20 protein-coding genes are annotated in these 24350 nt (G+C 67.0%); 10 read left to right on the top strand and 10 right to left on the bottom strand.

Annotated features, from left to right (window positions below; genetic code table 11):
* The first annotated feature begins 11 nt into the window (after positions 1 to 11).
* The 3 genes from LZC94_13385 to LZC94_13375 all read left to right on the top strand — a co-directional run bounded on the left by LZC94_13385 (position 12) and on the right by LZC94_13375 (position 2923).
* The gene (locus tag LZC94_13385) at positions 12 to 446 is read left to right on the top strand and encodes a hypothetical protein (protein ID WXB18243.1); all 435 of its coding nucleotides are present in this window, start codon (positions 12 to 14) and stop codon (positions 444 to 446) included.
* Between the two features lie 166 nt (positions 447 to 612).
* Positions 613 to 1923: a selenium-binding family protein gene (locus tag LZC94_13380; GenBank protein WXB18242.1), complete on the top strand. Its 1311-nt coding sequence runs from the start codon at positions 613 to 615 to the stop codon at positions 1921 to 1923.
* A 25-nt stretch (positions 1924 to 1948) separates the two neighbouring features.
* Positions 1949 to 2923 (top strand): hypothetical protein, encoded by a 975-nt coding sequence (locus LZC94_13375; protein WXB18241.1) that lies wholly within the window; start codon positions 1949 to 1951, stop codon positions 2921 to 2923.
* A gap of 49 nt (positions 2924 to 2972) precedes the next feature.
* Here LZC94_13375 and LZC94_13370 read toward each other — a convergent pair whose 3' ends face one another.
* Together LZC94_13370 and LZC94_13365 are read right to left on the bottom strand one after the other, a co-directional pair.
* Positions 2973 to 4436 (bottom strand): aldehyde dehydrogenase family protein, encoded by a 1464-nt coding sequence (locus LZC94_13370; protein ID WXB18240.1) that lies wholly within the window; start codon positions 4434 to 4436, stop codon positions 2973 to 2975.
* A complete protein-coding gene (locus LZC94_13365; GenBank protein WXB18239.1) occupies positions 4433 to 6097 on the bottom strand; it encodes a GMC family oxidoreductase N-terminal domain-containing protein in 1665 nt (554 codons plus the stop codon). Before LZC94_13365 ends, LZC94_13370 begins: the two co-directional genes overlap by 4 nt.
* Positions 6098 to 6218: 121 nt before the next feature.
* Here LZC94_13365 and LZC94_13360 point away from each other — a divergent pair, with 121 nt between their 5' ends.
* Positions 6219 to 6884: a TetR family transcriptional regulator gene (locus LZC94_13360; GenBank protein ID WXB18238.1), complete on the top strand. Its 666-nt coding sequence runs from the start codon at positions 6219 to 6221 to the stop codon at positions 6882 to 6884.
* A gap of 74 nt (positions 6885 to 6958) precedes the next feature.
* Here LZC94_13360 and LZC94_13355 read toward each other — a convergent pair whose 3' ends face one another.
* Positions 6959 to 7771, bottom strand: a complete 813-nt coding sequence (locus LZC94_13355; protein ID WXB18237.1) for a DUF1963 domain-containing protein — start codon at positions 7769 to 7771, stop codon at positions 6959 to 6961.
* Between the two features lie 475 nt (positions 7772 to 8246).
* On the opposite strand from LZC94_13355, the gene LZC94_13350 reads away from it, so the two are divergent.
* The gene (locus LZC94_13350) at positions 8247 to 8666 is read left to right on the top strand and encodes a hypothetical protein (GenBank protein ID WXB18236.1); all 420 of its coding nucleotides are present in this window, start codon (positions 8247 to 8249) and stop codon (positions 8664 to 8666) included.
* Positions 8667 to 8964: 298 nt separating this feature from the next.
* Here LZC94_13350 and LZC94_13345 read toward each other — a convergent pair whose 3' ends face one another.
* The 3 genes from LZC94_13345 to LZC94_13335 form a co-directional block, all read right to left on the bottom strand.
* The gene (locus LZC94_13345; GenBank protein WXB18235.1) at positions 8965 to 9558 is read right to left on the bottom strand and encodes a hypothetical protein; all 594 of its coding nucleotides are present in this window, start codon (positions 9556 to 9558) and stop codon (positions 8965 to 8967) included.
* 1 nt (position 9559) lies between these two features.
* Entirely contained in the window at positions 9560 to 14752 is a 5193-nt protein-coding gene (locus LZC94_13340; GenBank protein WXB18234.1) for a C39 family peptidase, read from the bottom strand.
* A 138-nt stretch (positions 14753 to 14890) separates the two neighbouring features.
* A complete protein-coding gene (locus LZC94_13335; GenBank protein WXB18233.1) occupies positions 14891 to 15274 on the bottom strand; it encodes a hypothetical protein in 384 nt (127 codons plus the stop codon).
* 464 nt (positions 15275 to 15738) lie between these two features.
* Between LZC94_13335 and LZC94_13330 the strand changes: the two genes are divergently transcribed.
* From LZC94_13330 to LZC94_13320, 3 genes are all read left to right on the top strand, one after another.
* Positions 15739 to 15882, top strand: coding sequence for a hypothetical protein (locus LZC94_13330; GenBank protein WXB18232.1), 144 nt, complete (start codon positions 15739 to 15741; stop codon positions 15880 to 15882).
* Positions 15883 to 16007: 125 nt separating this feature from the next.
* A complete protein-coding gene (locus LZC94_13325) occupies positions 16008 to 16667 on the top strand; it encodes a hypothetical protein (GenBank protein ID WXB18231.1) in 660 nt (219 codons plus the stop codon).
* A 12-nt stretch (positions 16668 to 16679) separates the two neighbouring features.
* Complete coding sequence (locus LZC94_13320; GenBank protein ID WXB18230.1) at positions 16680 to 17852, top strand: chromate transporter; 1173 nt, start codon at positions 16680 to 16682, stop codon at positions 17850 to 17852.
* A 48-nt stretch (positions 17853 to 17900) separates the two neighbouring features.
* On the opposite strand, the gene LZC94_13315 is transcribed toward LZC94_13320, so the two are convergent.
* The 3 genes from LZC94_13315 to LZC94_13305 all read right to left on the bottom strand — a co-directional run bounded on the left by LZC94_13315 (position 17901) and on the right by LZC94_13305 (position 21548).
* Entirely contained in the window at positions 17901 to 19046 is a 1146-nt protein-coding gene (locus tag LZC94_13315; protein WXB18229.1) for a hypothetical protein, read from the bottom strand.
* A 229-nt stretch (positions 19047 to 19275) separates the two neighbouring features.
* On the bottom strand, positions 19276 to 19995 hold the full coding sequence (locus LZC94_13310) for a siderophore-interacting protein (GenBank protein WXB18228.1): 720 nt from the start codon (positions 19993 to 19995) through the stop codon (positions 19276 to 19278).
* A 62-nt stretch (positions 19996 to 20057) separates the two neighbouring features.
* Entirely contained in the window at positions 20058 to 21548 is a 1491-nt protein-coding gene (locus tag LZC94_13305; protein WXB18227.1) for a PLP-dependent aminotransferase family protein, read from the bottom strand.
* Positions 21549 to 21618: 70 nt separating this feature from the next.
* On the opposite strand from LZC94_13305, the gene LZC94_13300 reads away from it, so the two are divergent.
* Together LZC94_13300 and LZC94_13295 are read left to right on the top strand one after the other, a co-directional pair.
* Positions 21619 to 22962 carry a hypothetical protein gene (locus LZC94_13300; GenBank protein WXB18226.1) on the top strand — a complete coding sequence of 448 codons (1344 nt, stop codon included), beginning with the start codon at positions 21619 to 21621 and terminating at the stop codon, positions 22960 to 22962.
* A complete protein-coding gene (locus LZC94_13295) occupies positions 22959 to 23498 on the top strand; it encodes a GNAT family N-acetyltransferase (protein ID WXB18225.1) in 540 nt (179 codons plus the stop codon). The genes LZC94_13300 and LZC94_13295 overlap by 4 nt, the downstream gene beginning before the upstream one ends.
* Before the next feature lie 315 nt (positions 23499 to 23813).
* Here LZC94_13295 and LZC94_13290 read toward each other — a convergent pair whose 3' ends face one another.
* A complete protein-coding gene (locus tag LZC94_13290) occupies positions 23814 to 24323 on the bottom strand; it encodes a GNAT family N-acetyltransferase (GenBank protein ID WXB18224.1) in 510 nt (169 codons plus the stop codon).
* Positions 24324 to 24350: the final 27 nt, after the last annotated feature.

Here is a 24350-nt window from a genome sequence, read left to right as displayed (position 1 = left end):
CCTTAACCGAAGTGGCCAATCGGATTGCGAGCTTGCTCGGGGATGCTCGTCGCGCACACATCCAAGCGCGATTTGCGGCCGGGGATGCGCTGCACTCCATCCGATACGGCGCCATGGCGCCCGATACGGTGCGCCAGCTGGCCAAGCGCCTCGATCTCGATGGGAGCGGGCTTTTGCGGATCGCGCGCACCGCCGCGGCCATTCGCCCCGCCGAAAGGGACGAGCTGCTGGAGCTGACGGACGCGCGCGGCTGGCCCCTCACCTGGTCGCATTTCGAGCTTCTCGGCAGCTTGCAAAAGTCCGAAACGCGGATCCGCCTCGCGCGCATGGTCGTCAAGGATGGGCTCTCCGTCGAGCACCTTCGCAGGTTCATTCGACAGCGAGGAAATGATTTCCAAATCGACCCGCTCCCCATGGACGGTTCTAGACGCGAGGATGGCTTTTAATTACAGAGTACGCTGTCATGTCGACGCGAAAGACCTTTGTCCTCGGGCACTGTAGTCGTTGTGCTCCGAGAGCTCTTGGGTGACCGGGCCCGCACGGGCAAGGTTCGAGAGTCCTCGGGGAGTTTGCGGCTCCTGGCATCCTGCCAATCTGCCAACCGAGGGCACCATGAAAACCATCTCCTATCTCAAGTCGTTCGCTGCGCTCGCCGTGAGCACAGCGGCGTTTCTCTCACCCTCCCCGGCGTCGGCAACACAAGACACGCTCTATGTATGGGCGGGCGACGTGGCGCATAAGTCGCCGGACTTCTTCGCGGTGGTGGACTTCGACAAGGGTTCGAAAAAGTACGGAAAAATCGTCAACTACGCGCCATTGCCCAATTGGCTCCCCACGGCCATTCCGCTGAGCACGGGCGCGATTGGAAACGAGCCCCACCACGTCGGGGTGTCGTCGGATGGAAAAACGCTCGCGGGCGGCGGCCTTTTGAGCATTTTGCGGGTTCAGAATCAGAATTTCTTCTGGGACATCACCAGCCCGCGGGCGCCTATCTTCAAGAAGGCCAATACCCTGCCCGTCCTGGCATCCATCGCGGATGAATTCGTTCCAAAGACCGCCGGCGGATTTTTCACCACGTTCATGGGCGGCGCCGGGGGCACGGCACCGGGCCGGGTCGTGGAATACGACGCCAACAACGACGTGGTCGGCATTTGGCCGGTCCTTCCGCCCTTGGATGGGTTCAACCCGCATGGCATCGCCATCGACGAGCAGCACAACCTTTTGCTCACCAGCGATTTCATCTGCCCGCTTCATACCCTCAATGTCGTTCCAGGGCTCCCCGGGTTCATCACCCCCCGCGGCAGCGTGCGCGTTTGGAACCTCAACGATCGCACGATCACCAAGACCATCCCCGTCGGCAACCCCAATAGTCCGCCCGGCACCATCAACATCGAGCTGATTCCCAACGATCCCCAGCTGCGCGCCTATGTCACGGGGGTGTTCGACGGAAAGCTCTATCTGGTGGAGCCCAACCAAGGAACCGCCACCCCCGCCGTCGATTTCAACCAATTTGCGCTCCCGGGCGCGGCCGATCCTTGGCCGCATTTGTTCAAGATCAACAAGACCGGCACCCGCCTGGTCATCACCTTGAACTACAAAGGGCTCAACGGCAAAGTCGTTTACCTCAATATCGAGGACCGCGCGCACCCCTCCATTTTGAGCGTGGTGGAGCTGGGGCAAAATTCAGGACCGCACTACGTCGTTTTCAGCCCCAACGAAGATCGGGTGGTCGTCGCGGACTACTTCCTCGTGCAAGATCTCTTCCCGTCGGGCATCGTCAAGGTCGACGGGGATCACAAGATCCATACATTCAATATCGTCAACGACGCACTGGTGAAGGACAGCAGCTTCGATCTGGACTTCAACCGCGATGTCGCGACCGGCCCCGCGCGGCCGCACGGCATCGCGATTGTGAGCCGATGAGCCGATGCGCGCCAAAGGAAATCCCATGGCACGACATCTGACCGTCGTATCGCTCCTGATCCAGCTGTTCATTCTCTCCTGCCGCGGGCAAGCGCTCTCGCCGGCCCCGGCCAAGGGACCTACCATCTCCGCCGCCAACGCCACCGCTCCCCCGGCCCCCGCCGATCCCGAGCCTTTGCCGAGCGTCCCCGTCGCGCGGTATTCGGGCTTCGCCGCGCCGGAGAGCGTGCTTTACGATGCGGAGGCGGATCGCTACCTGGTGTCCAACGTCAACGGCGACACCGTGGGCAAGGACAACAACGGCTTCATTTCGGTGCTCGCCCCCGACGGGCGGATCCTCGACTTGAAGTGGATCGAAGGCGGCAAAAACCGGGTCAAGCTCGACGCCCCCAAAGGGCTGGCGCTCGTCAAAGGGGTGCTCTACGTGACCGATATTTCGGTGATCCGCACCTTCGACGCCAAAACCGGCGCGCCAAAGGGCGACATTCCAATACCGGGATCGACCTTCCTCAACGACCTGAGCGCGAGCCCGGACGGCAATGTGTACGTGTCGGACTCGGGGTTCGCCGACGGCAGCTACGATCCCGTGTGGACCGACGCCGTATATGTCATCGAGAAAGGCCGCGCCGCCCCCAAGCTCGTCGCCAAAGGCAAGGACGTCGTCGGTCCGCGCCCCAATGGCCTGGCCTGGACCGACAAAGGGCTCGTCGTTTGCACGTTTGCCACCAACGAGATCTACCGGCTCGACGAGAAAGGAAACAAACGCGACATCACCAAAACACCGGGCGCGGGCTTGACCGGAATCGTCGCGGTGGGTGATTCGCTCTTGGTCACCAGCTGGCAAGGCTCGTCCATTTACCGGGGCAAGCTCGGTGGCTCCTTCCGCGTGGCCCTCGCGAGCCAAAAGACGCCCGCCGACATCGGATACGATTCGAAGCGCGCGCGCCTTTTGGTGCCCCACTACCTGGAGGACACGGTGGAGGCGTTCCAATTGGATTGATTCGATTGGATGGCCTCGACCCCGAGAACGCGCTGCACCCGCGGGTGGTCTACTTCCCCCCGTGGGTCAGCGCGATGATCTTCGCCACCAGCGCGTCGCTCTTGGCGGTGCGGGCGAAGGTCAAGAGCGCCAAAGGCGGCTTGAAGCGCTGGCGGGCGATGGCTTTGGCGTATGTGAACTCCCGCAAGCCATCCGGCCCATGGATGCGGCCAAAGCCGGATTCGGCCACGCCACCAAACGGGAGCGCCGGCATGCCCGCGTAGGAGATGACGGCGTTGACCGCGGCCATGCCGGAGCGGATGCGGCGCGCCAGATCGAGCCCGCGGCGCTTGGAGAACACGGTTGCGCCCAGGCCGTAGCGGGTGCCGTTGGCGAGGTTCACGGCCTCGTCCATGTCGCGCACCTTGGCCACGGTGAGGGTGGGCCCGAAGGTCTCCTCGCGCACGGCCGCGCAGTCCTCGGGCACGTCGACCAACACGGTGGGTTGCACGAACGAGCCGGAGATGGCGTCCTTGCCGCCGACCACGGCCTTGGCGCCTCGTTCGAGCGCGCCCTCGATGTGCCGGCGGATGATGTCGACCTGCGAGGGCATGGCGATGGGCCCAATCTGCGCGCCGGCGTCGCTCCCTGCCCGTACGCGCTTGGCGCGATCGATCACTTTCGATACGAATGCGTCATAGACGCGCTCGTGCACGTACACGCGCTCCACGCCGATGCAGGTCTGTCCGGCGTTGGCCATACCGCCCCAGACGGCGGCCTCCGCGGCCTCGTCGAGATCGGCGTCGAGGTCGACGAGCAGCGCGTCCTTGCCGCCGGCCTCGATGATCACCGGGACCAGGTTCTCGGCGCACGCGGCCATGACCTTGCGGCCGGTGCCGGGCGAGCCGGTAAAGGCCAGCTTGTCGACCCCCGCGCGGCAGAGGGCCGCGCCCGTTCCGCCCAATCCGGTCACCACTTGGAGCACGGGGTGCTCGGGGACCACCTGCGCAAAGCTATCGGCGAGCCAGGCGCCGGTGGCCGGGGTGTATTCGCTGGGCTTGAACACCACGGCGTTGCCGGCGGCGAGCGCGTAGGCGATGGAGCCCATCGGCGTGAACACGGGGTAATTCCAAGGCCCGATCACACCGACGACCCCCAAGGGAAGGTACTCGACGGTGGCCGCGTGGTTGGCCATGAAGAGCCCCGTCGGCACCGAGCGCGGGCCGAGCACCTTTTTGGCATTCTTGGCGGCCCACGCGAGGTGCTCCAAGGTGAGCGCGATCTCCAAGGTGGCATCGGCGTGCGGCTTGCCCATCTCCACGTGCATCACGCCGGCGAGCTGCGCAGCCCGGCGCGCGATGACACCGCGCCAGCGATCGAGCCGCGCGGCGCGCTCCTCGAACGAGAGCGCCGACCAAAAGGCGGCCGCTCCCCGCGCGCGCCGCACCGCCGCCTCGACGTCGGCCGCCTCGTGAATGGGGTAGGTGCCCACGACCTCGCCGGTTGCCGGATCGTGTACCTCGAAGGTGCTCATGCGTACTTTTCCTCGTGTGTGCGGGGTGAAGCCGCCGCGCGCCCTGCCCGCTCGGGCACGGCGATCGCGGTCGTGCGGCCCAATAGAAGGTCGGCCGCCTTCTCGCCAATGAGAATGGCCGGCGCATTGGTATTTCCGCGCACGATCTTGGGCATGATCGAGGCGTCGGCCACGCGCAGCCCGGCCACGCCTCGCACCCGCAGCTCGGGATCGACCACGGCCATCGCGCCCGTTCCCATGCGGCAGGTGCCCACGGGGTGATAGAGCGTCTGCGTCCATTTTCGAATGTGGTCGCGCGCCGCATCGTCCGAGATCCCATCGAGGCGCTCGGGGATGAAAGGGCGGTCGAGGAAGCGGGCCACCTCCGGCGCGCGCGCGATCTCGGCCACCTTGCGAAATCCGAGGAGCACCGCCTCGCGGTCCGCGGGCTCCGAAAAATACGCCGGATCGAGGGCGGGCCGCCAGCGTGGATCGGCCGAGCGAAGCCGCAACCGGCCGCGGCTCGCCACGTCGATCAAGGTGACCCCCGCCGTAAACATGCGGCCGCGCGCCTCGCGCAATCCATGGTCGTAAAAGCCGGTGGGGGCGACGATGATTTGAATGTTGGGCGCGTCTTGCCCCGAGCGGGTGGAGAAGAAGGCGCCGCCCTCGCCGATGTTGGAGGTGAGCGGCCCGCGCCCCGCGAGCTGCCATTGCAGCACGCGCGGCAGGTTGACATGGTCGACCGCGATGTCGGTGGTGCCCTTGGTCCACCAGAGCATCGGGGTCACCGGGTGGTCGTGGAGGTTCTCGCCGACCCCGGGCAAGTCGACGGCCACCTCGATTCCCATGTCCCCGAGGTGCGCCGCCGGGCCGATGCCCGACAGCATCAAGAGCTGCGGGCTGTTGATGGCGCCGCCCGCGAGCACCACCTCGAGGTTGGCGTGCGCGCGGAGCGGCGCGCCGTTCTGCACGTAGTCCACGCCGATGGCGCGCAAGCCTTGGAGCACGATGCGGGTGGCGAGCGCGCCGGTGCGCACGGTCAAGTTGGGGCGGCGGAGGGCCGGCGCGAGGTACGCGTCGGCCGTGGAACAGCGGCGGCCCTCTTTGCACGTCACCTGGTACAGCCCGGCGCCCAGCTGCTCGGCGCCGTTGAAGTCCGGGTTCGCGGGCAGGCCGGAGGCCACGGCCGCGCGCACCCATGCGTGGGTCAGCTCGTGCGTGAAGCGCCGATCCTCGACATGAACCGGGCCGCCGCGGCCATGGTAAGGCGCCCCGAAGCGCGTGTTGTGCTCCATGCGCACGAAGGTGGGTAGCACGTCGTCGTAGCCCCACCCCTTCGCGCCGAACTCGTCGCGCCATGCGTCGTAGTCGGCGCGGTGGCCGCGAATGTAAATCATCGCGTTCATGGCGGAGCAGCCGCCCAGCGCCTTCATCCGCGGCCAGAACGCGCGTTTGCCCCCGAGGTGCTCCTGCGGCGCGGTCTCGTAATTCCAATCCCAGCGCGTCTTGAACAAGGAGGAGAACGCCGCGGGGATCTTGGCCTCGTCCACGGCGGCCGGCTCCCCCGCCTCCAGCAGCAGCACGGTGACCGAGGGGTCTTCGCTGAGGCGATGTGCGAGCACGCACCCGGCGCTCCCGGCTCCCACGACGATGTAGTCGAACGACTCGAGCTTGGGCATCGGAAGAACCTCTCTTTGCCGCGAAGACGTGGGCATTGACCATGCGGTCAATATCCGTCATGTTGGCCCATGTTGAACATACGGTCAACATCGACGCGCGGCCCTCGCGAGCACCTCGGCCATGCCTGGTGAGAAGCTCGCCGAGGACGAACGCCGGGAGCAGATCCTGAACGCCACGTGGATCGTCGCGCTGCGCGATGGGCTGGAGCGGGTGACCGCGCGGCGGGTGGCCACCGAGGCGGGCACCTCGCCGGGCCTCATCTATTTCCATTTCGGGACAATGGACGATCTGCTGCTCGTGCTGCTCGATCGGCTCTTGGCCCTGGCCTTCGATGCGCGCGAAACGCCGAAAATCGCGGTGCTTCCCACGGCGCTGGAGCGTCTTTCGGCCATGATCGAGGACGAGGTCCGCAACATTCTGGCGCAGACCCGGGCCATCGAGCTCTTCTACGCGTTCTGGTTCGGCTCCCGCAACCCCGTCTTCCGCCACCGCATCGAGCGCGCGCTGCAGCGCCAGCAGCGCGCCTTCGAGCCCGTGTGCGCCCAGGCGCTCATCGAGCTCGGGCATCCAAAAGGTGTGTCGGCATCCTCCCTCGCCGCCACCCTCGTTACCTTCGGGCAGGGGCTGGCGTTTCAGCTCCAGCGCGATCCCAACGGCTACAACGCCGCGGCCATCATCGCGGCCACCCGCACCTTGATGATGGCGCGGGCCCCGAGCGAGCGACCGCGCGCGAAATCGTCGCCGCGCCGCAAATCGCCGGTGCGCAAGGGCGGCTCGATGCCGTAGGCCGTAGGGCGGCTCGGTGCCCTAGGCCGTAGGCGGCTCGATATCGTCCGCAAGCCCGATACCGTTGCACGGGGTCAGGTGCACTGAAGGATGACCCAAACCTGGTCGAAGGCGCGGGCTTCGAGATCCGACGTGCGGATCCAAAAATAGAGCCTTCCGCAGCCGCCCCACATCCAGCCGGGGCCGTCTTCCTCGTCGTCGTCCGTATCGATCTGCAAAAGGAGCTGCCATTCGGCCACGGCATCGCGGAGCAGCGCGTCGCGGCGCGCGCGTGCGTCCTCGCTGGAAATGCCGTTTGCCGCCGATTGCAGGGCGGTGCGCATCTCGCTTTGCATGGTCTGCGGGTATCCCAAAAGGTGGTGGTACCGATTGGGCGTCTCGACCTCGGAGAGCGATACGGCGACCTTCTCGTATGCCTCGTATTCGCGTTCGTCGAGGGCGATGCCGGCGGCTTCGAGCACGGCATCGCCGATGGTGGGAAGATCCACGACGGGGCGGAACGCGAGCCGGCATCCGGCAAAAGGGCCGCCCTCGGGGTCGATGGGTGGATGGGCGCGGCGGACGAGGGTGGAGCGGTCGACGTCGAGAAATAAGACAGACGCGGCAGGATCCCCCGGGGCAACGTCGAATGGGAGCTCGATGACGTCATAGAAGAAGAGCAAAAAGCCCCGGGGCGGCAGGCCGGGCGCGTTCACCTCGGAGAGATCGAGCTGCGCGAGGAACGTGAGTGGCCGCCCCGCGCACGTGGGCCACACGAAAATCGCCGGCACGTCGGGCGCGCCCCCGAAGCGCGACGCCCCGATGGGAAGAGTGGCCAAATCAGCCGGCGTCGCTGCGATTCGCAGCGCTCGCTCCGCAAAGGTGGCGAGGACGTGGGCGTTCGACACACCCTCCTCCTTCAGCGCGCGGGCGACGTTCGCGATCTCATTTGAATGAAGTGTGTTGCCCATTCGTCTCACGGGACTGTAGCCGCGCTCTTTGGCCGCGCATAGGGCGGTGCGAGCATGGCGAGCCGCGCGTTTTACGGGGGGTGCGAGCGTGGAGGGCCGCGTTTTTTGCGGGGTGGTGCGAGCGATGTCCGGGGCCCGACCCGCATCGATGCCGCACGTCCGTGCAAGCTGCATGGATGCCGCAAAATCTCCAAAGGTTGCGCGTTGCCTGAAACAGAGGGCGCCCTTCGTTTCAAACAAAAGCGCGCTTTTGTTTGAAACTGCGACGGCCCCCTCGTTTTTCAAGCGACAATCCGCCGGCCGCGGTACGCTGCTTGCTCATTCCGCGCGCGTACGCAAATACCGATTCGTTCATTCGCGCGATTCATTACGGACTTGTGTCGAGCGTCCAAATTCATATAGTACATATCCAATGAAAAATGCTGTCATCGCATTCGCTTCCGTCCTGGCCATCGCGACACTAGCTTGTTCCTCGGACGACAACTCGGGGTCCCCCGGCTCCCCGGGCGGCGGCGCATGCTTCGCAAGCTCCCTCCAGTTCACGCAGACCAACATCGACGTCTACCCCGGCGATAGCAACATCTTCGTCAAGTTCGATGTCAAGAATACGTCTACCAAGGACTTCGACGTCCAAAAGGGCGACCAGATCGTCGAGTTGAAACTCATCATCACGACCACCGATAGCTCGAAATACGAAGAGGTCGTCCCCACGATCAACGACCTTGCCGCGGGCAAGACGACCACCTTGCTCATCCACGGGACCTATGGCGGGGGCAAAACCTACCAGAGCTACACCATCGAACCGATCTGCAGGCGACTGGCCGGGACCTAGAATCGCGCTTCGCTACTTCGTTTCATCGCGACCCTATTCGATTTCGGTCCATTTCGGCGGGTGAACCGCCGCACGTTCATGAACGTCCCGGTGATCGGCGACGGCGGCCGGGTATTGCCTGAGGAGCCGACTCGCCGAACCCGGGACGGAGCCGCATTGTGGAATAGGGTGGAATAGGGATATCACCTCGGTGTGACATTTCGATCGCGAGGCGAAAATGTCGAGCACCGAGGTCCACGGTTTGCGGCTCTTACCTCGATACGGAGATCCCGCGCGAGGCGCTTGGAACGTCACGTTGCTAAACGGCGCCGATATCGCACCAAGCGTCGAGGAAGTCCTGCGCCCAATAGAACGCGGGGAGCTGCGCAACTTGCGGTACATCCGCGCAAACGAGCATGGGTAAGAAGTTGGTGACCAGCCGATGCTCCGGGAAATGGGGCGCGTAGAAGATCACCGTGGAGAAGAAGAGGGGCTTTCCACGGGTCAGCACCGGCGGTACGGGCATCGAAAAACAGCGCTCCGTCTCGGCGTCCAGAATGCGCGCGAGCTCGGCTTGATCCGGGTCGGCCGGCGTCGCCCCGCGGAGCTCGAGGATGGCACGGGTCGCACGTTGAAGCTCGTCGACCTCGCATCGGACGGCCGGATCGCGAGGGTGAACGACGCAGCCCGCGGCCGCGCTGGCCGCACCGCGGAAGAGGGCTTCATTGGCCAGCACCACATGACCTAAGACGATATCGCCGTGCTCGAGCAGCCGGGGGAGCTCCCGGTGGGCCGCATCCAGGGGATCGGACGGCGAGAGCCATCCCGGTCGCACCGCAAAGGGCGCGCCAGGGTGGGGCGAGCGCGGTGGGGCGCCAACGTGGATGCGTGTATTCTGCAAAATGCGCGGCATGTCAGAGCCTTGCAACGACGGCGCGTAGCGCCATGTAGGAGACGAGGAGAGCGATGCCGCAGGCCATGACCGCGAGAACGAAGAGGAGCACGTCCGTGATCCCCGAAAACCGGGCCATGTTGACGAGAACGAGAGGGGCCCAGAACCAGGCCATCTTGGATACCGGGAGCTTCAACGCATAACCGTCGAAGAGAGCCGAAAGCTCGCCGCGCTTCACCAGATGAAAGCGCATTCGCCACGCCGTGTCGGCCGTGTAGGCGCGCATCTCGGGCGCGGCGCAGAGCGCTCGTAGGGCGTCGCGTGCACGTCCCATGGCGTGTTGCTTGCCATCGCGCGGGCTTTGCCGGAGCTCCACCAGCGCGCGGGCAGCCTCCGCGATCGACTGCGCGACCGGCGAATACTCCGGCGCATCCACCCCGCTTCGACGATCCGCGTCCGCCTGCTCCAAAAGGGTGCTCGCCTGGGATGCGCGGCCGGAGATGGCTTCCTCGAAGGCGAGCCATGCGCGGTGGTTGGTGAGATCACCCGGCGCGCGAGCCTGCTCGTCGTCCGTCACCGCGCGGCTCACCGCGAGGGCGCGCCGGCGAAGCCCCAGCGCCTGGAATGCGAGCACGAGGTCGTGCAAACGCACCGGCGACGCGTGCCGGCGGGCGCGCCAGCCTTTGGCCCATCGAAGCGAGCGCAGGCGAAGGCGATGGGCGACCAGCGGTGCGAGGGCGGCGCTCCAGCAAACATCGTCGCCGCGGTACCAGTCCATGTGCGCTTGGAGGTGCCACTCCACCGCCCGGCGTGGGCTGGTCGCGAGGATGTCGCAGAACGCCAAGGCGGCGGCCCGACCCGCCGGGCTCTTTGCCGGAACGGTCGCCAGGCGATCGCCGGCCAGCAGGCCATGGCGCCGGTTCCGGGTGCGCATCCAGAGGTGGCCGATGGCCGCGTTGGCGTTTTCGCCCTCGGCCATGGCCTCCTCGAGGGTTTGGTTCGCCTGGGCGCCGAAGCCCATGGTGACGAGCACGCTGTATGCCCACTCCAGGGTGTCCCGGCTCGGGCGGGGATCGGTGCACGCCCGACGGAATCGTGCGCACGCGTCCGCCTCGTCGCCGCGGGCGATGGCGACGCGCATCTCGTAGGGGACGAGCTGCTCCTCGGAGACGCGCGCGCGCAGCGCACCGAGCGCGAACGACGCGGCATCGCCGTCGCCGTCTTCGACCCCCATCTGGAGCACGGCGGCGGCGATGCGGGTGTCCGTGGGATCGTCCTCCAAGCCGCGGCGCAACGCTTCCTTGCCGGCCTGGCGATCGCCCGTCCCCAGCAGGGCTCGACCGAGCCGGTCTTGCACGCCCGGCTCGCGCGCCGCGATGGCCGCGAGCTTTTGGGCGGCATCGAGGGCCTGCCGCTGCGCGCGCTGCTCGAGGAGCGCGTCGACGAGCCAGCGCCATACACCGGTGAGCGAAGGTTCTTCGGCCAGCACGGCGCGGAGCTCGTCGATGCCCCGCGCGCGTTCGCCGGAGACGGTGCGGATCCAGGCCGCGCGGGCCCGGAGAACGGGCGGCGGGCGGCCCTCGTTCTCGAGCGGCTCGCAGAGCTGCAACGCTTCCTCGTGGCGCCCGAGCAGCGCGAGGATCCACGCGGATTGGTCGCGCACCGGCACATGGCCACGCAAGCGCTCGCGGGCGGCCTTCAGCACGGCGCACGCTTCGTCGGGCTCGTCCGCTTTGAAGGTGAGGAGCGCGGCGTGCGTCATTTGCGCGCGCTCGTTGTACGGGTACTGCTCGGCGATGCGGCGCACGGTCCGTTGAACCTCGGCGCTCCCCTCCTCGGAGAAGGACGCAAACTCGTCCACCGCGTCCCACGCGACATCGCACTCCGGATCGCGGTCGAGGACGCGCGCGAGCTCCCCCGCGGCCTCCGAGGTGTCGCCCCGCCGTGCCCGCACGCGCGCGGCGTGCAGCGCTATGACCGGGTCGAAGCTCGAACGATGGGCGGCCCGCACCAGCACCTCGTCCACCTTGGCGCGCTCGCCCCGGGCTTCGAGGACGCGGGTTAGCCGGATCACGGCCGCGGCGTTCTTCGGGCGCAGGTCCACGGCCCGTTCGAGCGCGGCGATCGCGCGCGCGGGGTCGCCGGCGGCGAGCCAGACATTGGCCATCTCGAGGTGCACGTCATCGGCGAACGGAAAGCGTAGCAGCGCGCGTTCACCGAGCTCGCGCGCCTCGGCGGAAGCCGGCTCGCGCTCGCTCATGCCCTCGCCCGCGCACGCATGGCGGATGGAGAGCGCCCAGACGATCGCCATCTCCGGGCGCTGCGCGCGGAGTGCAGCGAGGAGCTCGGACATGGTCGCGTGTGCGAGGTGCGGCTTGGCCACGTCGTAGAGCACGTCGAAGGTGTCGCGCTCGATGGCGCCGCGCTCGAGCAGCCGAAACAGATCGCGGATGACGCTCTCGCGCTCGGCCCCGGGCGCCAAGAGCACCAGGCGCGCCACGGCTTGCGGGGCATCGGCGTGCATCGCGAGGCAGGCGTGCAGGGCGGCGCGCGCTTGGTCGTGGTGGTCGCTGCCCCCCATTTTATCGGCCAGCACGGCGCGCACGAACGCCAGATCGGGCGAGCGCGGCTCGAGCGCGGCGGCCCGCTCGATGGCGTCGCGCGCATCGTCCCATCGGCGGCGCGCCACCAGGGCCAGGGCGAGCTCGCGATGGGACCACGCATCGTGGGGCTCCACCGCGATCCAGGCGCGGAGGGTCTGCTCGCGCACGTCGGGCTCGGCATCGCGAAGCCACTCGAGGTAGATGCGCGCCGAGGGCAAATGGTGCGGAAAGCGCTCGAAGTGCGCGCGAAGGTGCTCGATCGCCGCCTCACGCCCGCGCGTGCGCCGGAGCAGCACCGCCACGGTAAAGTGCGCCTGGGCATCGAGGGGCGCGGCATGGGCGAGCTCCCGCCAGAGCGCGAGCTGCTCCTCGGCCGGGGTGCCCATGCTCGCCGACGCCAGCGCCGCCGAACGCAGCCACGAGGTGCGATCCGTTTTGCCGCGCGCCCGCTCGAGGGCCGCGCGCGCCTCCTCGCCCCGCCCCAGCGCAGCATGGTGCCGCGCCGCCGCCAGCGGTGGCTCGCCGTCCTCGGGCCTGCGCGCCTCGACCTCGTCGAGCACCTGGCGCGCCGCGTCCGGCTCGCCCAGGTCCTCGTGCAAATTGGCGAGCAGCACCGCCGGCTCGGCCGAACGCGCCCCGAAGCGTGCCACGCGCTCGCGAAGGATCGCGAGCGCTTCGTCGGTCCTCCCCGTTCGCCGGGCGGCCCACACGTAATGGCGAACGCGCCCATCGTCCGTGGGGTCGACGCACGCGGCCAAACGAAACCGTGCGACCGCGCGCTCCATCTCCCCCGCCGACCACGCGACGCGACCGAGGAGCCAGAGCGCCTCGGCCGACTCGGCGTGCTCCCGGAGCACGGCGCGCAAGATGCGGCGCGCCTGGCCGTGCTCGCGCGCATCGTCCAGGAGCTCCGCCGCGAGCCTCAGGCGAAACGCAGGCGAGGTGGTGCACGCGTCGGCGGCCTCCATCAAGCGGGGGATGCGCGCTTCGCGGGCGCCGAGGGCGCTGGAGGCCGCGATCGCATCGAGCCGGGCGAGATCGTTGGTCGGATCGAGGCCGAGCGCCTCTTCGGCGAGCGCCATCACGTCGGCCACGTTGCCATCGTAGCTCGCGATGGCCCGCCGAGCGGCCCGGGCGATGCGATGCTCCGGCGCGGCCTCCCGAAGGCGCGCGCACGATCCGAGCGCCGTCGCGCGATCGTGCTTCGAGAGGGCGCGCTCCACGACGTGAAGCTCGTCATACAGGTCGACATCGGGCAGCGCGAGCCCGTCGAGCCGCTGGCGCTCGCCCTCCGGTACGAGGACCATCGCGCGCGGGCCCGAGTGGCGGTACTCGCGAAGGAAGCCCTCGGCGTCCACGTGAATCGGGAGTGGAAGGGTCGGATCGCGCAGGACCAAGCTTCGATCGCGCGCATCGTAGCCCATGACGGCCTGCGCGTGCCCCGAGCCCGGAACGAAGGTCGACACCACGAAGGGTAGCCCGCGATCCAAGAGGGCGCGCGCCGAATCCCACGTCAAGGTGAACTCGCGGGCGGCAAACCCCTGCTCTTCCGCCCACGCGCGCTCGGCATGGGCGGGGGTCCCCGCGTAGCAAATGCGATCGGCCACCTCGACGTGCTCCGCGAGCCGCGCAAAAAAGGAGCACAGGGCGGTGAGCGTGGCCGGGGCGCACGTCAGGTGGTGCTGCTTCACGAACGGAACATCGAGCCAGCACACCTTCGCCGAGGGCTCGAAGCGCGAAATGCGCTCCACCATGCGCTTCATGGCCGGATCGGCGCTGGCACGCGCGAGGGCGAGCGCTTCCTCCGTCTCGCCCAGCTGAAAGTGCGCTTCGACCTTGACGCGAAGGTTCGCGTCCAAAACGTCGGGCTCGGCCAAGGGCGTAAGCTCGACCAGCCGCTGCGCAGCGCGCATGGCCTCGGGGTGGGCGCGGATGGATGTGGCCACCGCAAACATGAAGCGGGCCACATCGGAGGCCTGCATCGCATCGAGCGCGCCCCCCAAGAGCGCGAGCGCCTCCTCGGGCCTGCCGGACAGGGCCAAAAGCTCGCTGGTCTCGAGCAACAACCGCCGATGGTGCGGGTGCACCGCGAGCGCGTGCCGTGCAAGCTCGAGGCCCTCCGGAAGACGCTCCGTGCGCTGAAGCCACTCGGCGCGCGTGAGGGCCAGATCCGGATCATCCGGCGCGAGCTCCGCCCAGCGGGCGATCGCCGCCTCCGCATTGGCGAAATCGCGATAAAATAGGCTTATCTGCGCCCTGAGCTCCAAGGTGTCGCACCGGAGGATCGGATCCCCCTCGTCGGCCACCGGAGCCCGTTCCAAAGCCTCGCGCGCGGCCCAAGGTCCACGCAGCTCCACCCGCACCCACTCGACCCCGAGGCGCGCCCACGGATCCTTTGGCCCACGCCGGTACGCCGCCAGAAAAAGGCGCTGCGCGCGCTTGGGCGCCCCCAGGTGCCGCACCAGGCGCGCGCCAAGGACGCTCGCGCGCCCGGGCGGCAAGGTTTCGGGCGCCCCCCACCGGGTTAGCTCATCGTAAGCATCGACGAATCGCGCGCGCTCATACGCGGCGAAGACGCGGTCGAGGAGCTCGTTTGCGGGAACATGGGACATGCCGATCGCTTGTCGGCCATCCCACCTGCTTTATTTCCTCGAATGAAGCGGTGCTTTCAAATATCCGTTTCGTAGCGACTGGCACCACCCTTGCTATCCCTCCGCGGGGACTGCTCCGCAAGGACTGCTCCGCCGGGCTCAAGGCACTGGCTCGAGATGCACCTTGATTTCGTCGTAGACGAGGACCGTGAGCGCTTCGAAGCCGGAGTCGGTACCGACCAACACCGTGAGCTTCCCATCGTCGCGGGCCCGCAACGGATTCGGATGCGTATGCTGCCGCCGGATTAAGACCGGCGTGTTGTCCCGACACTCCCGCCCCGAGGCGAGGTTGGAAATGATGCTCGCGTCCGCACCACCCTGGCCCTGATTGCCCTTGTCGGGTGCGAACCGATAATACGGCACATCCCCGACGGGAACGATGGTTCGGAGCGCGGCGGGGTCGAGCGCCGTGGCTCCCGCCTTGAGGAATACGGAGCCTCCGGGGTCACCGCCGGCACCGAAGCACCGCGGGGACGTGGTCACGAACGCGACCTCGGTTGAGAGCGCGTACGCTCTTCCGGGTACGATACCATTCGAGCATGCGGCCCACTTAGAGACGAAGTCGCATTTCGTACACATTCAAAACAGATAAATATGTAACGCGCCAAATTAAAATTTGGCCGATGGTGGGCAATCGTTCCCAGCGATTGGCGGGCCCATGCGGGATGTGTCGCGGACGTATCATGGGCTCGAGGGGCAAGACGTAGACCGAGTTCTTGATGGCGACCGCGCCGGGTCGTGCAAGGCGCCTGCCCACCTGCCCACCTTGGCGCGGAAGTATGCCGGCTTCGGAGGGATCGGATGAATGAGGAGAAGCCATCGCGGCTCATGGGGCTCGTCGCGCCTGAGGCAACTATATCAGTTGTGTCGCGAAGCAGTCATGGTATCACAATTGTGAGTTCAGCCCCGATCCCTACCAAGCAACTGAGCCGAAAGGAGGGCGCGAGATGAAGACGGTATCCGCGAGTCTTGGCTTCTTTCGTCACGAACGGGAGCCGCAAGCCAATTGCCAGCTGGAGTGGGAGCGTCGAAGGGGCGTGGGGCACGACGTCCAAGTGGATTTCGACGATTTCAGCGTGGAGGCGCGATGAACCGCACCGGAGACGATTCGATATCGAGACGAGCTGCGATGATTTCCGCAACAGCCGGAGGGGCCGCGCTTTTTTCGGGTGTTATCCCAGGATGCGCGCCCGCCGCCCAAGCAAAGGGGACCGCCATGCCTTCTTCTGCGTCGTTGAACCCCGTCTCCCCGGGCATTGCCTTCGCAGGCAAGCACCAGGTGGAGCCGCTCCCCTTCCGGGCCTCGGCGCTCGAGGGACTCTCCGAAAAGATGATGGTGTCCCATCACGACAACAACTACGCAGGCGCCGTGAAGAACTTGAACCGCGTCGAGGAAGAGCTCTCGAGGGTCACCAAAGAGACGCCCGCCTTCGTCGTGGGGGGGCTGAAACAGAGCGAGCTTACCTTCCGTAACTCTGCCACGCTGCACGAGCTGTATTTCGCGAACCTTGGTGGAGGTGGTCGCCCGAGCGGCAGCATCGAGAAGGTGCTCGGCGAGGCTTACGGCAGCTTCGGGCGCTGGGAGGAGCTGTTTCGCACCACGGGGGCGAGCCTCGGGGGTGGGAGCGGCTGGGTGGTGACCACCTGGGATCTCCACCGCGACGCGCCGTACACGTTCTGGTCGGGGAACCATACGCAGGCGTTCTCGGCATCGGCCACCCTGCTGGTGATGGATATGTACGAGCACGCCTATCAAATGGATTATGGCGCCGCGGCGGCGAAATACATCGACGCGTTCTTTGCCAACATTCATTGGGACGAAGTAAACCGCCGCCTCGAACGCGCACGCCGCGCGGCCGCCGCGTTGCGCGCATAAGGACATCGACCCATGGCTCATCCCTCTTCCGACGAGCCGGAACCTTGTTCGCTTCGCGCCCTCGCGCTCTATTTCTTGCGCCTCGGTGCGGTGGGCTTCGGGGGACCCATCGCGCTTGCAGGATACATGCAACGCGATCTGGTCGAGCGCCAACGCTGGATCACGAAAGAGGAATACGTCGAAGGTCTCGCGCTCGCCCAGCTTGCCCCCGGCCCACTCGCCGCGCAGCTCGCGACCTACCTCGGATGGGTCCGCGGCGGCGTGTTCGGGGCCACGCTCATCAGCGTCGCCTTCGTCCTACCGTCGTTTCTCATGGTGATGGTCCTTTCGGCTGCGTACTCGAGGCTCGGCGGCCTGGTGTGGATGCAGGGGCTCTTCTACGGAATCGGCGCCAGCGTGATCGCGATCATCGCGCGCAGCGTTTTCAAGCTCGGAAGGATGACGCTGGCCAAAGACCGCCTTCTTTGGGCGGTGTTCGCGGTCAATGGCGTGGTGACGGCGTGGACGGAATCGGAAATCGTGTGGCTCTTCCTCGCGAGCGGTGTGCTGTTGTTCTTCCTGCGTGGTCGTCCCACGGGGCCGCTGGCGGCGCCGGGAGTCTCGGCGTTTCTCCCGCTCGACATGTTGGTCACGGGGCTTTCGGGTGCGGCCTCGAGCGAGACGCTCTGGCGGATCGGACTGTTCTTCGCGGAGGGCGGCGCCGTCGTCTTCGGCAGCGGGCTCGCCATCGTCCCATTTTTGCACGGCGGCGTCGTCAACGAGCATCATTGGCTGACCGAGCGCCAATTCCTCGATGCCGTGGCCGTAGCGATGATCACGCCGGGGCCGGTCGTCATCACCGTCGCCTTCATCGGCTACCTCGTCGCGGGCCCCCTCGGCGCGGCCGTTGCTGCGCTGGGTGTCTTTCTGCCGAGCTACCTCTTCGTGATCATTCCAGCGCCGTACTTCAAGCGATATGCGAACAATCCGAGCATTGGCGCGTTCGTGAGCGGCGTCACGGCCGCGGCGACGGGCGCCATCGCGGGCGCGGGATTCGTGCTTGGCCGCCGAGCGATCCTCGATGTGCCGACGATCGCGATGGCAGCCGTGACATGGATCGCGTTGGTGAAGCTAAAGAAAGCCCCTGAGCCGCTGGTCATCCTCGGCGCGGGCGCCGTTGGGTTGCTGCTCCGGGGTTTCTCGTGAGATGGGTGAGGCCGAGCGCATGAACGATCGAAGGTGTTCGGCGGAGCGTCAGTGCTTGATCCAGGGCGGATTTCGATCCATGGCTTCGACCACCGTATCCATCGAGTGGTTGTGGGTGGCATCGTAGATTTTGTCGAGGCCCATCACCTCGCCGAAACCATCGAGGGCTTTGTTCCCCGTGGTCTTCTCCACGGGCTTGATGGGGATTTGCGTTCCGACGGTTTTGTTCGGGATCACGGCGAGCGGCCCCTCGTTCTGCATTCCCGTGAGGGGATCGCCTTTGAGCTCGTACGCGCGCACGTTGCCCGCGCGGCGATCGAGATCGTTCAGGTTTTTGTACTGCATGCCGCGCTCGACTTGCCCCATGTTCACGGCCATGGCGTTGAACGTCGCGCCGGGCATGTCGTTCACGAGCGCCATGGCCCCGCATACGCCGCCGCCGAGCGAGTGGCCCGTGCACGCGACATTGTCGCCGAAGGCCTTCTTGAATTGGCGTCCCAGATCGATGCCTTGGTTGACTTGACCATTCATGCCTACGGCCCCGCCCATGTCCTCCATGGCGTCCGCGAAGCTATCGGTGCCTGCAATGGCGACGACGACATTGCCGGTACGGTTCCGATACGCCTCGGCATGAAATCCGTTTGGACCGTGCATCATGGTGGGGTTGATTCCTGCTTTTGCGAGCTCGTCGTCGCTCATTCGCGTCCAGCCGTCGATGGGCGGCCCAATTTTTTCGTTCATCTCGTCGTGCTCGTAAACGTCGTTGGCGAGTTTGGCCATTTGATTGTCGAGGGACGATGGCGTCGATCCGCCCATTTGCTCGGCCCAGCTCTTGGGGGGTCCCCACTCGCCGACGCTGTGCCACCACTGGTCGAGGTCGCGCATCATCCCGCCCGTCGCGGCGATGCCTTCACCCACCTTATCGCCGATCCACGAGAGCGCCGAGCTCACGGGGTTTCCGCCTCCCGAGGAGCTCACGACCCCGCCCGGGGGCAACCCCGAGCCGCTTCCACCCGAGGAGCTCGCGACCCCGCCTGGGGGCAACCCCGAGCCACCCGTTGCGTCGCTGCCTGCCGCCGAACCGCCTCCGCCCCCGCAAGAGCCCCCGAAGCTCGCAGCGCATTCGACCTTCGTCTGAACCTCCTTGCCGAGGAGGCGATAGGCGCCGCCCGCCACCATCAAAACGACGGTCAAAAGAAGAGCGTATTCGACGGTCGTTACGCCGCGTGAATCCCGAAGTAAAGCGCGTGGGAGCGATAGCATGCGGGGGACATAACAACTCCAATGCCAGCCCGAGCAGCGGGACGCCTCACGAAATACCAGGAAAAACAGGCAAGAACATGCCTCGGTTCATGTACCTTGTCCACTCTCCGCAGCCGGTACACTGCGCCGCCCGCGTGTACCAAACGTGGTACAGCGGAATCTAATCGAGCCCCTTGCGCCCCACCGACCAATACGCTTTGACGGTGCTGGGCGGACGCGCGTCGCCGCCTCGGAGGAGCGCGCGAAGCCGCTGGATCGATTGCGCGCGGCCGGTGAGGACCAGGCGGGCGCCCGGTCGCGCCGCGATGGCCCGGCGGAGCGTTTCGCACGAGGCGAGCAAGTGCGTGTCGCCGGGGGAGCGTTCGAAGCACGGGTGCTCCTCGGGCGGGAGCCCCAGCGCACGGAGCACGTCGTCGGACTCGGCGCGGTGCGAGACCTCGAAGGTGCAGCGCAAGGCACCGGTGCGCCCCGAGGTTTGCAGGGCGTGGGCGACGGCAAACGAGGTCTCGTCGCCAAAGAAGACGAGGGGTTCGTCCATGCGGAGGGCGAGCGAGCGGCGGGGGCCCATGAATTGAAAACGGTCGCCGGCCGAGAGGGTCTGGCTCCAGCGGCTGCCGGGACCGTCGCCGTGCGCATAGATGAGGAGCTCGGTCGTTCCGCTCGATTCGCTCCAGCGGAGCGGGGTGTAGGTGCGCATTCCCGTGTCGGGCAAGTACACTTGCACCTTGTCGCCGGCAGACCACCCGGCGCCGCGAAGCCCTTGTCCCCGTAGCTCCACGCGCCGAAAATGAGATGACAGCGCGTGCACCGCGGTCACCTCCGCCTCCCGAAAAAGGAGCCGGCCCAATGTTTTCGTGACCCAAGATTCTGCAGATGCCATACGTCTCTACGTGCCACTGTTGAAAACGATTTGCAATTTCGTCTGTGCGGGTTGATACTTCTTCACAATCCGAAAACAGAGGCACGAAGCTTTCGCACGGCGCGCACCAAGCTCTCTTCGGAGTGCGCGCCAAAGCCGAGGACCAACCCCGCGCGCCGCGCGTGCGCACAATCCGAGAGCGGCATGGCTTCGATCCCGTGGCGCATGCAGCTCTGCACGATGGCCCGATCGTCGGCGGACGGCGGCAGCTCCAAGGTCAGCACGGCGCCGGCATGGGGAACGTGAATGGTCTCGCCCGCGCGCCGGGTGGCTTCGAGCTCGCGCACCAGCACATCGCGACGGCGGCGGGTGGCCTGCTTCAAGCGCCGGAGGTGGCGCGCGTAATGGCCTTCCTCGATGAAGTGGGCGAGCGCGGCCTGCAAAAGGTGCGGCGACGATCGGGTGGCGACGGCGCGCATGCGGGCAAAGGCCGGAACCAGATGGCGCGGAAGGACGAGAAACCCAAGGCGAAGCGCGGGAAACATGGCCCGGCCAAAGGAGCCCACGTGCAGCACGTGCCCGCCGTGCTCGAGGCTGAGCGACTGAAGCGCGGGGATGGGGAGCCCTTCGAAGCGCAGCTCGCCCTCGTAATCGTTCTCCAGCACCAGCGCCCCTGCCCTCCTGGCCCACGCCAGGAGCTCCAACCGACGCGCCAGCCCGAGCCGTCCGCCCAATGGAAAGGCGTACGAGGGCGACACGATGGCCAGCTTGGCGCGCGGCGCGATCCGGCGGCCCTCGGTCACGCGCAGCCCGTCGCCATCGCCGGCGATAGGGCAAATGCGCGCCCCCGCGGCCTGGAGCGCGGCGCGGATGCTCGGCACGCAAGGGTCTTCGATCCACACGCGGTCGCCGGGATCGAGCAAGGTGCGGCAGCAGAGATCGAACGCCCCTTGCGCGCCCTCGGTGATGAACACCTGCTCGACCTTGGCCCGCACGCCGCGCGCCACCGTCAGGTGCCGAAGAAGCGCGCGGCGCAGAGGAAGGTAGCCGCGCGGATCGGCGCCGATGGCGTCGAGGGGGCTCTGGGCGCGCCAGCATCGAATGAGGATGCGCTCGAAGGTGTGCCATGGAAAAAGCGAGAGATCGGGCTCGCCGACGCGAAAGGGCCGGGCGCGCGAGGAGTCCGACAGGAGCAGCTCGAGCCGCGCATCCGAGATGGCCGCCATGAGTCGCTGGGCGCTCGCCGAAATGCGAAAAGGGGACGCGCCCTCCTCCTCGTCCTCGGAGAGGTCGTGGCGAGACGTCCGGATCACGTCGGCCACGGTGGGCGCGCGGCGCGATGCCACGAGGATCGTTCCATCCGCCGCCAGCGCATCGTAGGCGGCGACCACCGTATTGCGCGATATGCCGAGGTCGCGTGCCAGGGCGCGCGACGAGGGCAGAGCGTGGCCCGGGGAGAGGGCGCCATCGAGGACCGCGCGCCGGATCTGCTCGACGAGCTGCGCGGTCAAGGTGGTGGTGCCGCGGTGGTCCAAACGAAGCTTCGACGCGCGTGCACGATTTGCTGGCACCATGGGATCACCCAAATCTGAGCCTACCCGTGGTGCCATGCCACGGCCATATTCATGGTGAAGGAGCCGAACGATGTCCTCCGTGGACGATCCCCATCCCGATCCCGAGGCGGCAACCGAAGACAAGGAGAACACGACCTCACGACTGGCCGCAAAGATCGGCGCGCGGGTGGCCCGAGCGCATCCGACCGCGCGGCTCGACGAGCTTCTGGCCAGCAAGCTGCGCGGGAACGAGTTCGGCACGGTGCTCCTTCATGGGCTTCGCCAACGGGCGCTGCAGCGAACCTTCGCCGATGTCCGCGATCATGCGCTGCGTACACCGATGCTGCGGCCCTCGACCGCCGACCCTCGCCGCATGCTGGCCTTCGACCAGCTCGCGTTCGGATGCGCCCGCGCGTACGAGGCCCTCGATCTCGCCCCCGTCGATCCCTTGGGCACCGCCGCGCGCGCCGGCATCGACCCGAACAACGTGCTGGCCGCAGCGCGCTTCGCCGAGGTGGCCGCCGATCCGGCGGCGGGTCTCGCGCTCCATGCCGCATGCGAAAAACGACGCGACACGTCGCTCGCCGTCGAGACGTTGCGCACGTGCGCGAGCCAGAGGGTGCTGCGTTTGCAACCCTTCGACGTACCCGGCTACTCGCCCCACTTTCGCCTCTTTGCGCTGGCTACCTCCGCGCGCGCGCCCCGCGCGGCCGATGACGATGCCCTCGAGCGCCGGATCATCCTGGAGCACCTGACCGTCTGGTGCGAGCTCGCGCGGCGTTCGCCGAGCATCGGCTTCGGCGTGGCGCGCATGCGCGTGGTCCTCTCCGACACCCGGCTGGTGGAGGCATTCCTGCGCGTCCGCGCGCCACACATCGATATCGCGGCGCTCGCACGGAGCGTCCGGGCTACGCGGCCATCGAGCGCGGACGAGGCGCTTCGGGCGGCCGGTATTCCCAAATGCGATATCCTCGCCGACTGGCATGATGCCGAATCGCTGGGGCTCCCCGAACGGGAGCTCGCGCGCGCCCGGGCCCTGCACGACGAAGTGACCGTACCGCTCCAAGTGCGTTATCCGCAGGTGATCGTCCAGTACGATCCGATGCGGCTGCAGGGTCTACGCTATTACCGGGGGCCGCTCCTTCAAGTGTTCTTCGAGCGGGACGACGGGCAAGAGCTCGCCATCGGCGACGGCGGGGCGCTCTCGTGGATGCAGGACTGGCTCTCCGATCGGCGTCAGCGGTTGATTACCTCGGGCATCGGCTCGGAACGGTTCGTCAAAGTGTTCGATCGAAGCATCGCCGGCGAACGTGGACCAGGCGACGATTTCGAACGATCCGCAGGCCTCGAACGCGCCGCAGGCCTCGAACGCGCCGCGGGCCTCGAACGCGCCGCAGGCCTCGAACGCGCCGAAGAAAGGGGAAAACCGCGATGATGATCCGACTTCCCGCGCTCATCCTTCGTCCGTGGTCCACCGGCGACACGGAAGCCCTCGCGCGCCTGGCCAACGACCACGGCATCTGGATCAACCTTCGCGATCGATTCCCCCACCCCTACACCCACGCCGACGCCGAGGGCTGGATCGCGCACGCCAGCACCCCGCAGCGCGCCCTCCATTTCGCCCTCGAGACCAACGGCGAACTGGCCGGAGGCATATCCCTCGATCCCATGAGCGACAACGAGCGGAACACCGCCGAAATCGGTTATTGGCTGGGCAGACCCTACTGGAACCGTGGCCTCGCCACCGCCGCCGTCATTGCCGTCACCGAATACGCGCTCGAAGGGGGCGGGCTGCAGCGGGTGGAGGCCGGCGTCTACGCGTGGAACGAGGCCTCCGCGCGCGTGCTGACCAAAGCCGGATATACGCTGGAGGGGCGCCTGCGCCGGCGGGTCGTAAAAGAGGGGCGCATCGGCGATGTGCTCATGTTTGCGCGCATTCGCGACGATTGCGCGGACGCGGGGTCTCCGTAATTTGCGCCATGCGGCGATGCGCGAACGCGGCGTCTCCCGAATCTTCGCGCCAGCTGGCGATCGCGCAGACGCAACGTCCTTCCCTCTCCGCGCCATGCGGCGACGCGCGAACGCGGCGTCTCCCGAATCTTCGCGCCAGCTGGCGATCGCGCAGACGCAACGTCCTTCCCTCTCCGCGCCATGCGGCGACGCGCGAACGCGGCGTCTCCCGAATCTTCGCGCCAGCTGGCGATCGCAGACGCAACGTCCTTCCCTCTCCGCGCCATGCGGCGACGCGCGAACGCTACGTGTCCCTCATTTCGCGCACGTGGCGCCTCATGCACCCGGCGATGGTGCTACCCGCTTTTCGTATCGGTGACACGGAACCGCAATGGTGCCGGAGGCGCTGGCCGCCGAATACTCGAACGCGCCGCCGTCGATCCACCCATTCCGCTCGTAAAACCTGCGCGCACGCGCATTCCCCGTGGCCACCGCGAGCCATGCGCGCTCATGGCCATTGGCCCCTACGAGCCGCTCCGCCTCGGCGAGCAAAACCGGCGCCACCCGCGTCCCCCGATGCAACGCGGACACGTACACCTGCTCCACCTCGTCCCCAACGACCATAACAAACCCCGCCACGGCGCCATCCACGACCGCCACCACCGTGTCACCGACGCGCTCGGCCGCCCGCACGCCGAAAGACTCCTCCGTCCGAGCCACGCGCAAAGCCTCGGGCGCGTGCCCCAAATGGCCGTCTTGCCATCCGAGGTACCAAATCTCCGCGATGGCGTTGGTGTCGTCGGGGGTTGCGGGACGGAGCGTTATGGGCGAATTATAGTTGCTCACGCCGTTCGATGTAGCACGAAACGGCGT

The sequence above is a fragment of the Sorangiineae bacterium MSr11954 genome (assembly GCA_037157815.1).
Lineage (GTDB): Bacteria > Myxococcota_A > Polyangia > Polyangiales > Polyangiaceae > Pendulispora > Pendulispora albinea.
The sequence above is the reverse complement of the archived record's forward strand: the minus strand, read 5'-3'. Positions and strand labels throughout refer to the sequence as shown.

What these genes read in the sequence shown, in the direction of transcription:
- LZC94_13380 (WXB18242.1), top strand. Translation starts at nt 613, where the DNA reads ATGAAAACCATCTCCTATCTCAAGTCGTTCGCTGCGCTCGCCGTGAGC.
- LZC94_13375 (WXB18241.1), top strand. Translation starts at nt 1,949, where the DNA reads ATGGCACGACATCTGACCGTCGTATCGCTCCTGATCCAGCTGTTCATT.
- LZC94_13370 (WXB18240.1), bottom strand. Translation starts at nt 4,436, where the DNA reads ATGAGCACCTTCGAGGTACACGATCCGGCAACCGGCGAGGTCGTGGGC.
- LZC94_13365 (WXB18239.1), bottom strand. Translation starts at nt 6,097, where the DNA reads ATGCCCAAGCTCGAGTCGTTCGACTACATCGTCGTGGGAGCCGGGAGC.
- LZC94_13360 (WXB18238.1), top strand. Translation starts at nt 6,219, where the DNA reads ATGCCTGGTGAGAAGCTCGCCGAGGACGAACGCCGGGAGCAGATCCTG.
- LZC94_13350 (WXB18236.1), top strand. Translation starts at nt 8,247, where the DNA reads ATGAAAAATGCTGTCATCGCATTCGCTTCCGTCCTGGCCATCGCGACA.
- LZC94_13345 (WXB18235.1), bottom strand. Translation starts at nt 9,558, where the DNA reads ATGCCGCGCATTTTGCAGAATACACGCATCCACGTTGGCGCCCCACCG.
- LZC94_13340 (WXB18234.1), bottom strand. Translation starts at nt 14,752, where the DNA reads ATGTCCCATGTTCCCGCAAACGAGCTCCTCGACCGCGTCTTCGCCGCG.
- LZC94_13330 (WXB18232.1), top strand. Translation starts at nt 15,739, where the DNA reads ATGAAGACGGTATCCGCGAGTCTTGGCTTCTTTCGTCACGAACGGGAG.
- LZC94_13325 (WXB18231.1), top strand. Translation starts at nt 16,008, where the DNA reads ATGCCTTCTTCTGCGTCGTTGAACCCCGTCTCCCCGGGCATTGCCTTC.
- LZC94_13320 (WXB18230.1), top strand. Translation starts at nt 16,680, where the DNA reads ATGGCTCATCCCTCTTCCGACGAGCCGGAACCTTGTTCGCTTCGCGCC.
- LZC94_13310 (WXB18228.1), bottom strand. Translation starts at nt 19,995, where the DNA reads ATGGCATCTGCAGAATCTTGGGTCACGAAAACATTGGGCCGGCTCCTT.
- LZC94_13305 (WXB18227.1), bottom strand. Translation starts at nt 21,548, where the DNA reads ATGGTGCCAGCAAATCGTGCACGCGCGTCGAAGCTTCGTTTGGACCAC.
- LZC94_13300 (WXB18226.1), top strand. Translation starts at nt 21,619, where the DNA reads ATGTCCTCCGTGGACGATCCCCATCCCGATCCCGAGGCGGCAACCGAA.
- LZC94_13295 (WXB18225.1), top strand. Translation starts at nt 22,959, where the DNA reads ATGATGATCCGACTTCCCGCGCTCATCCTTCGTCCGTGGTCCACCGGC.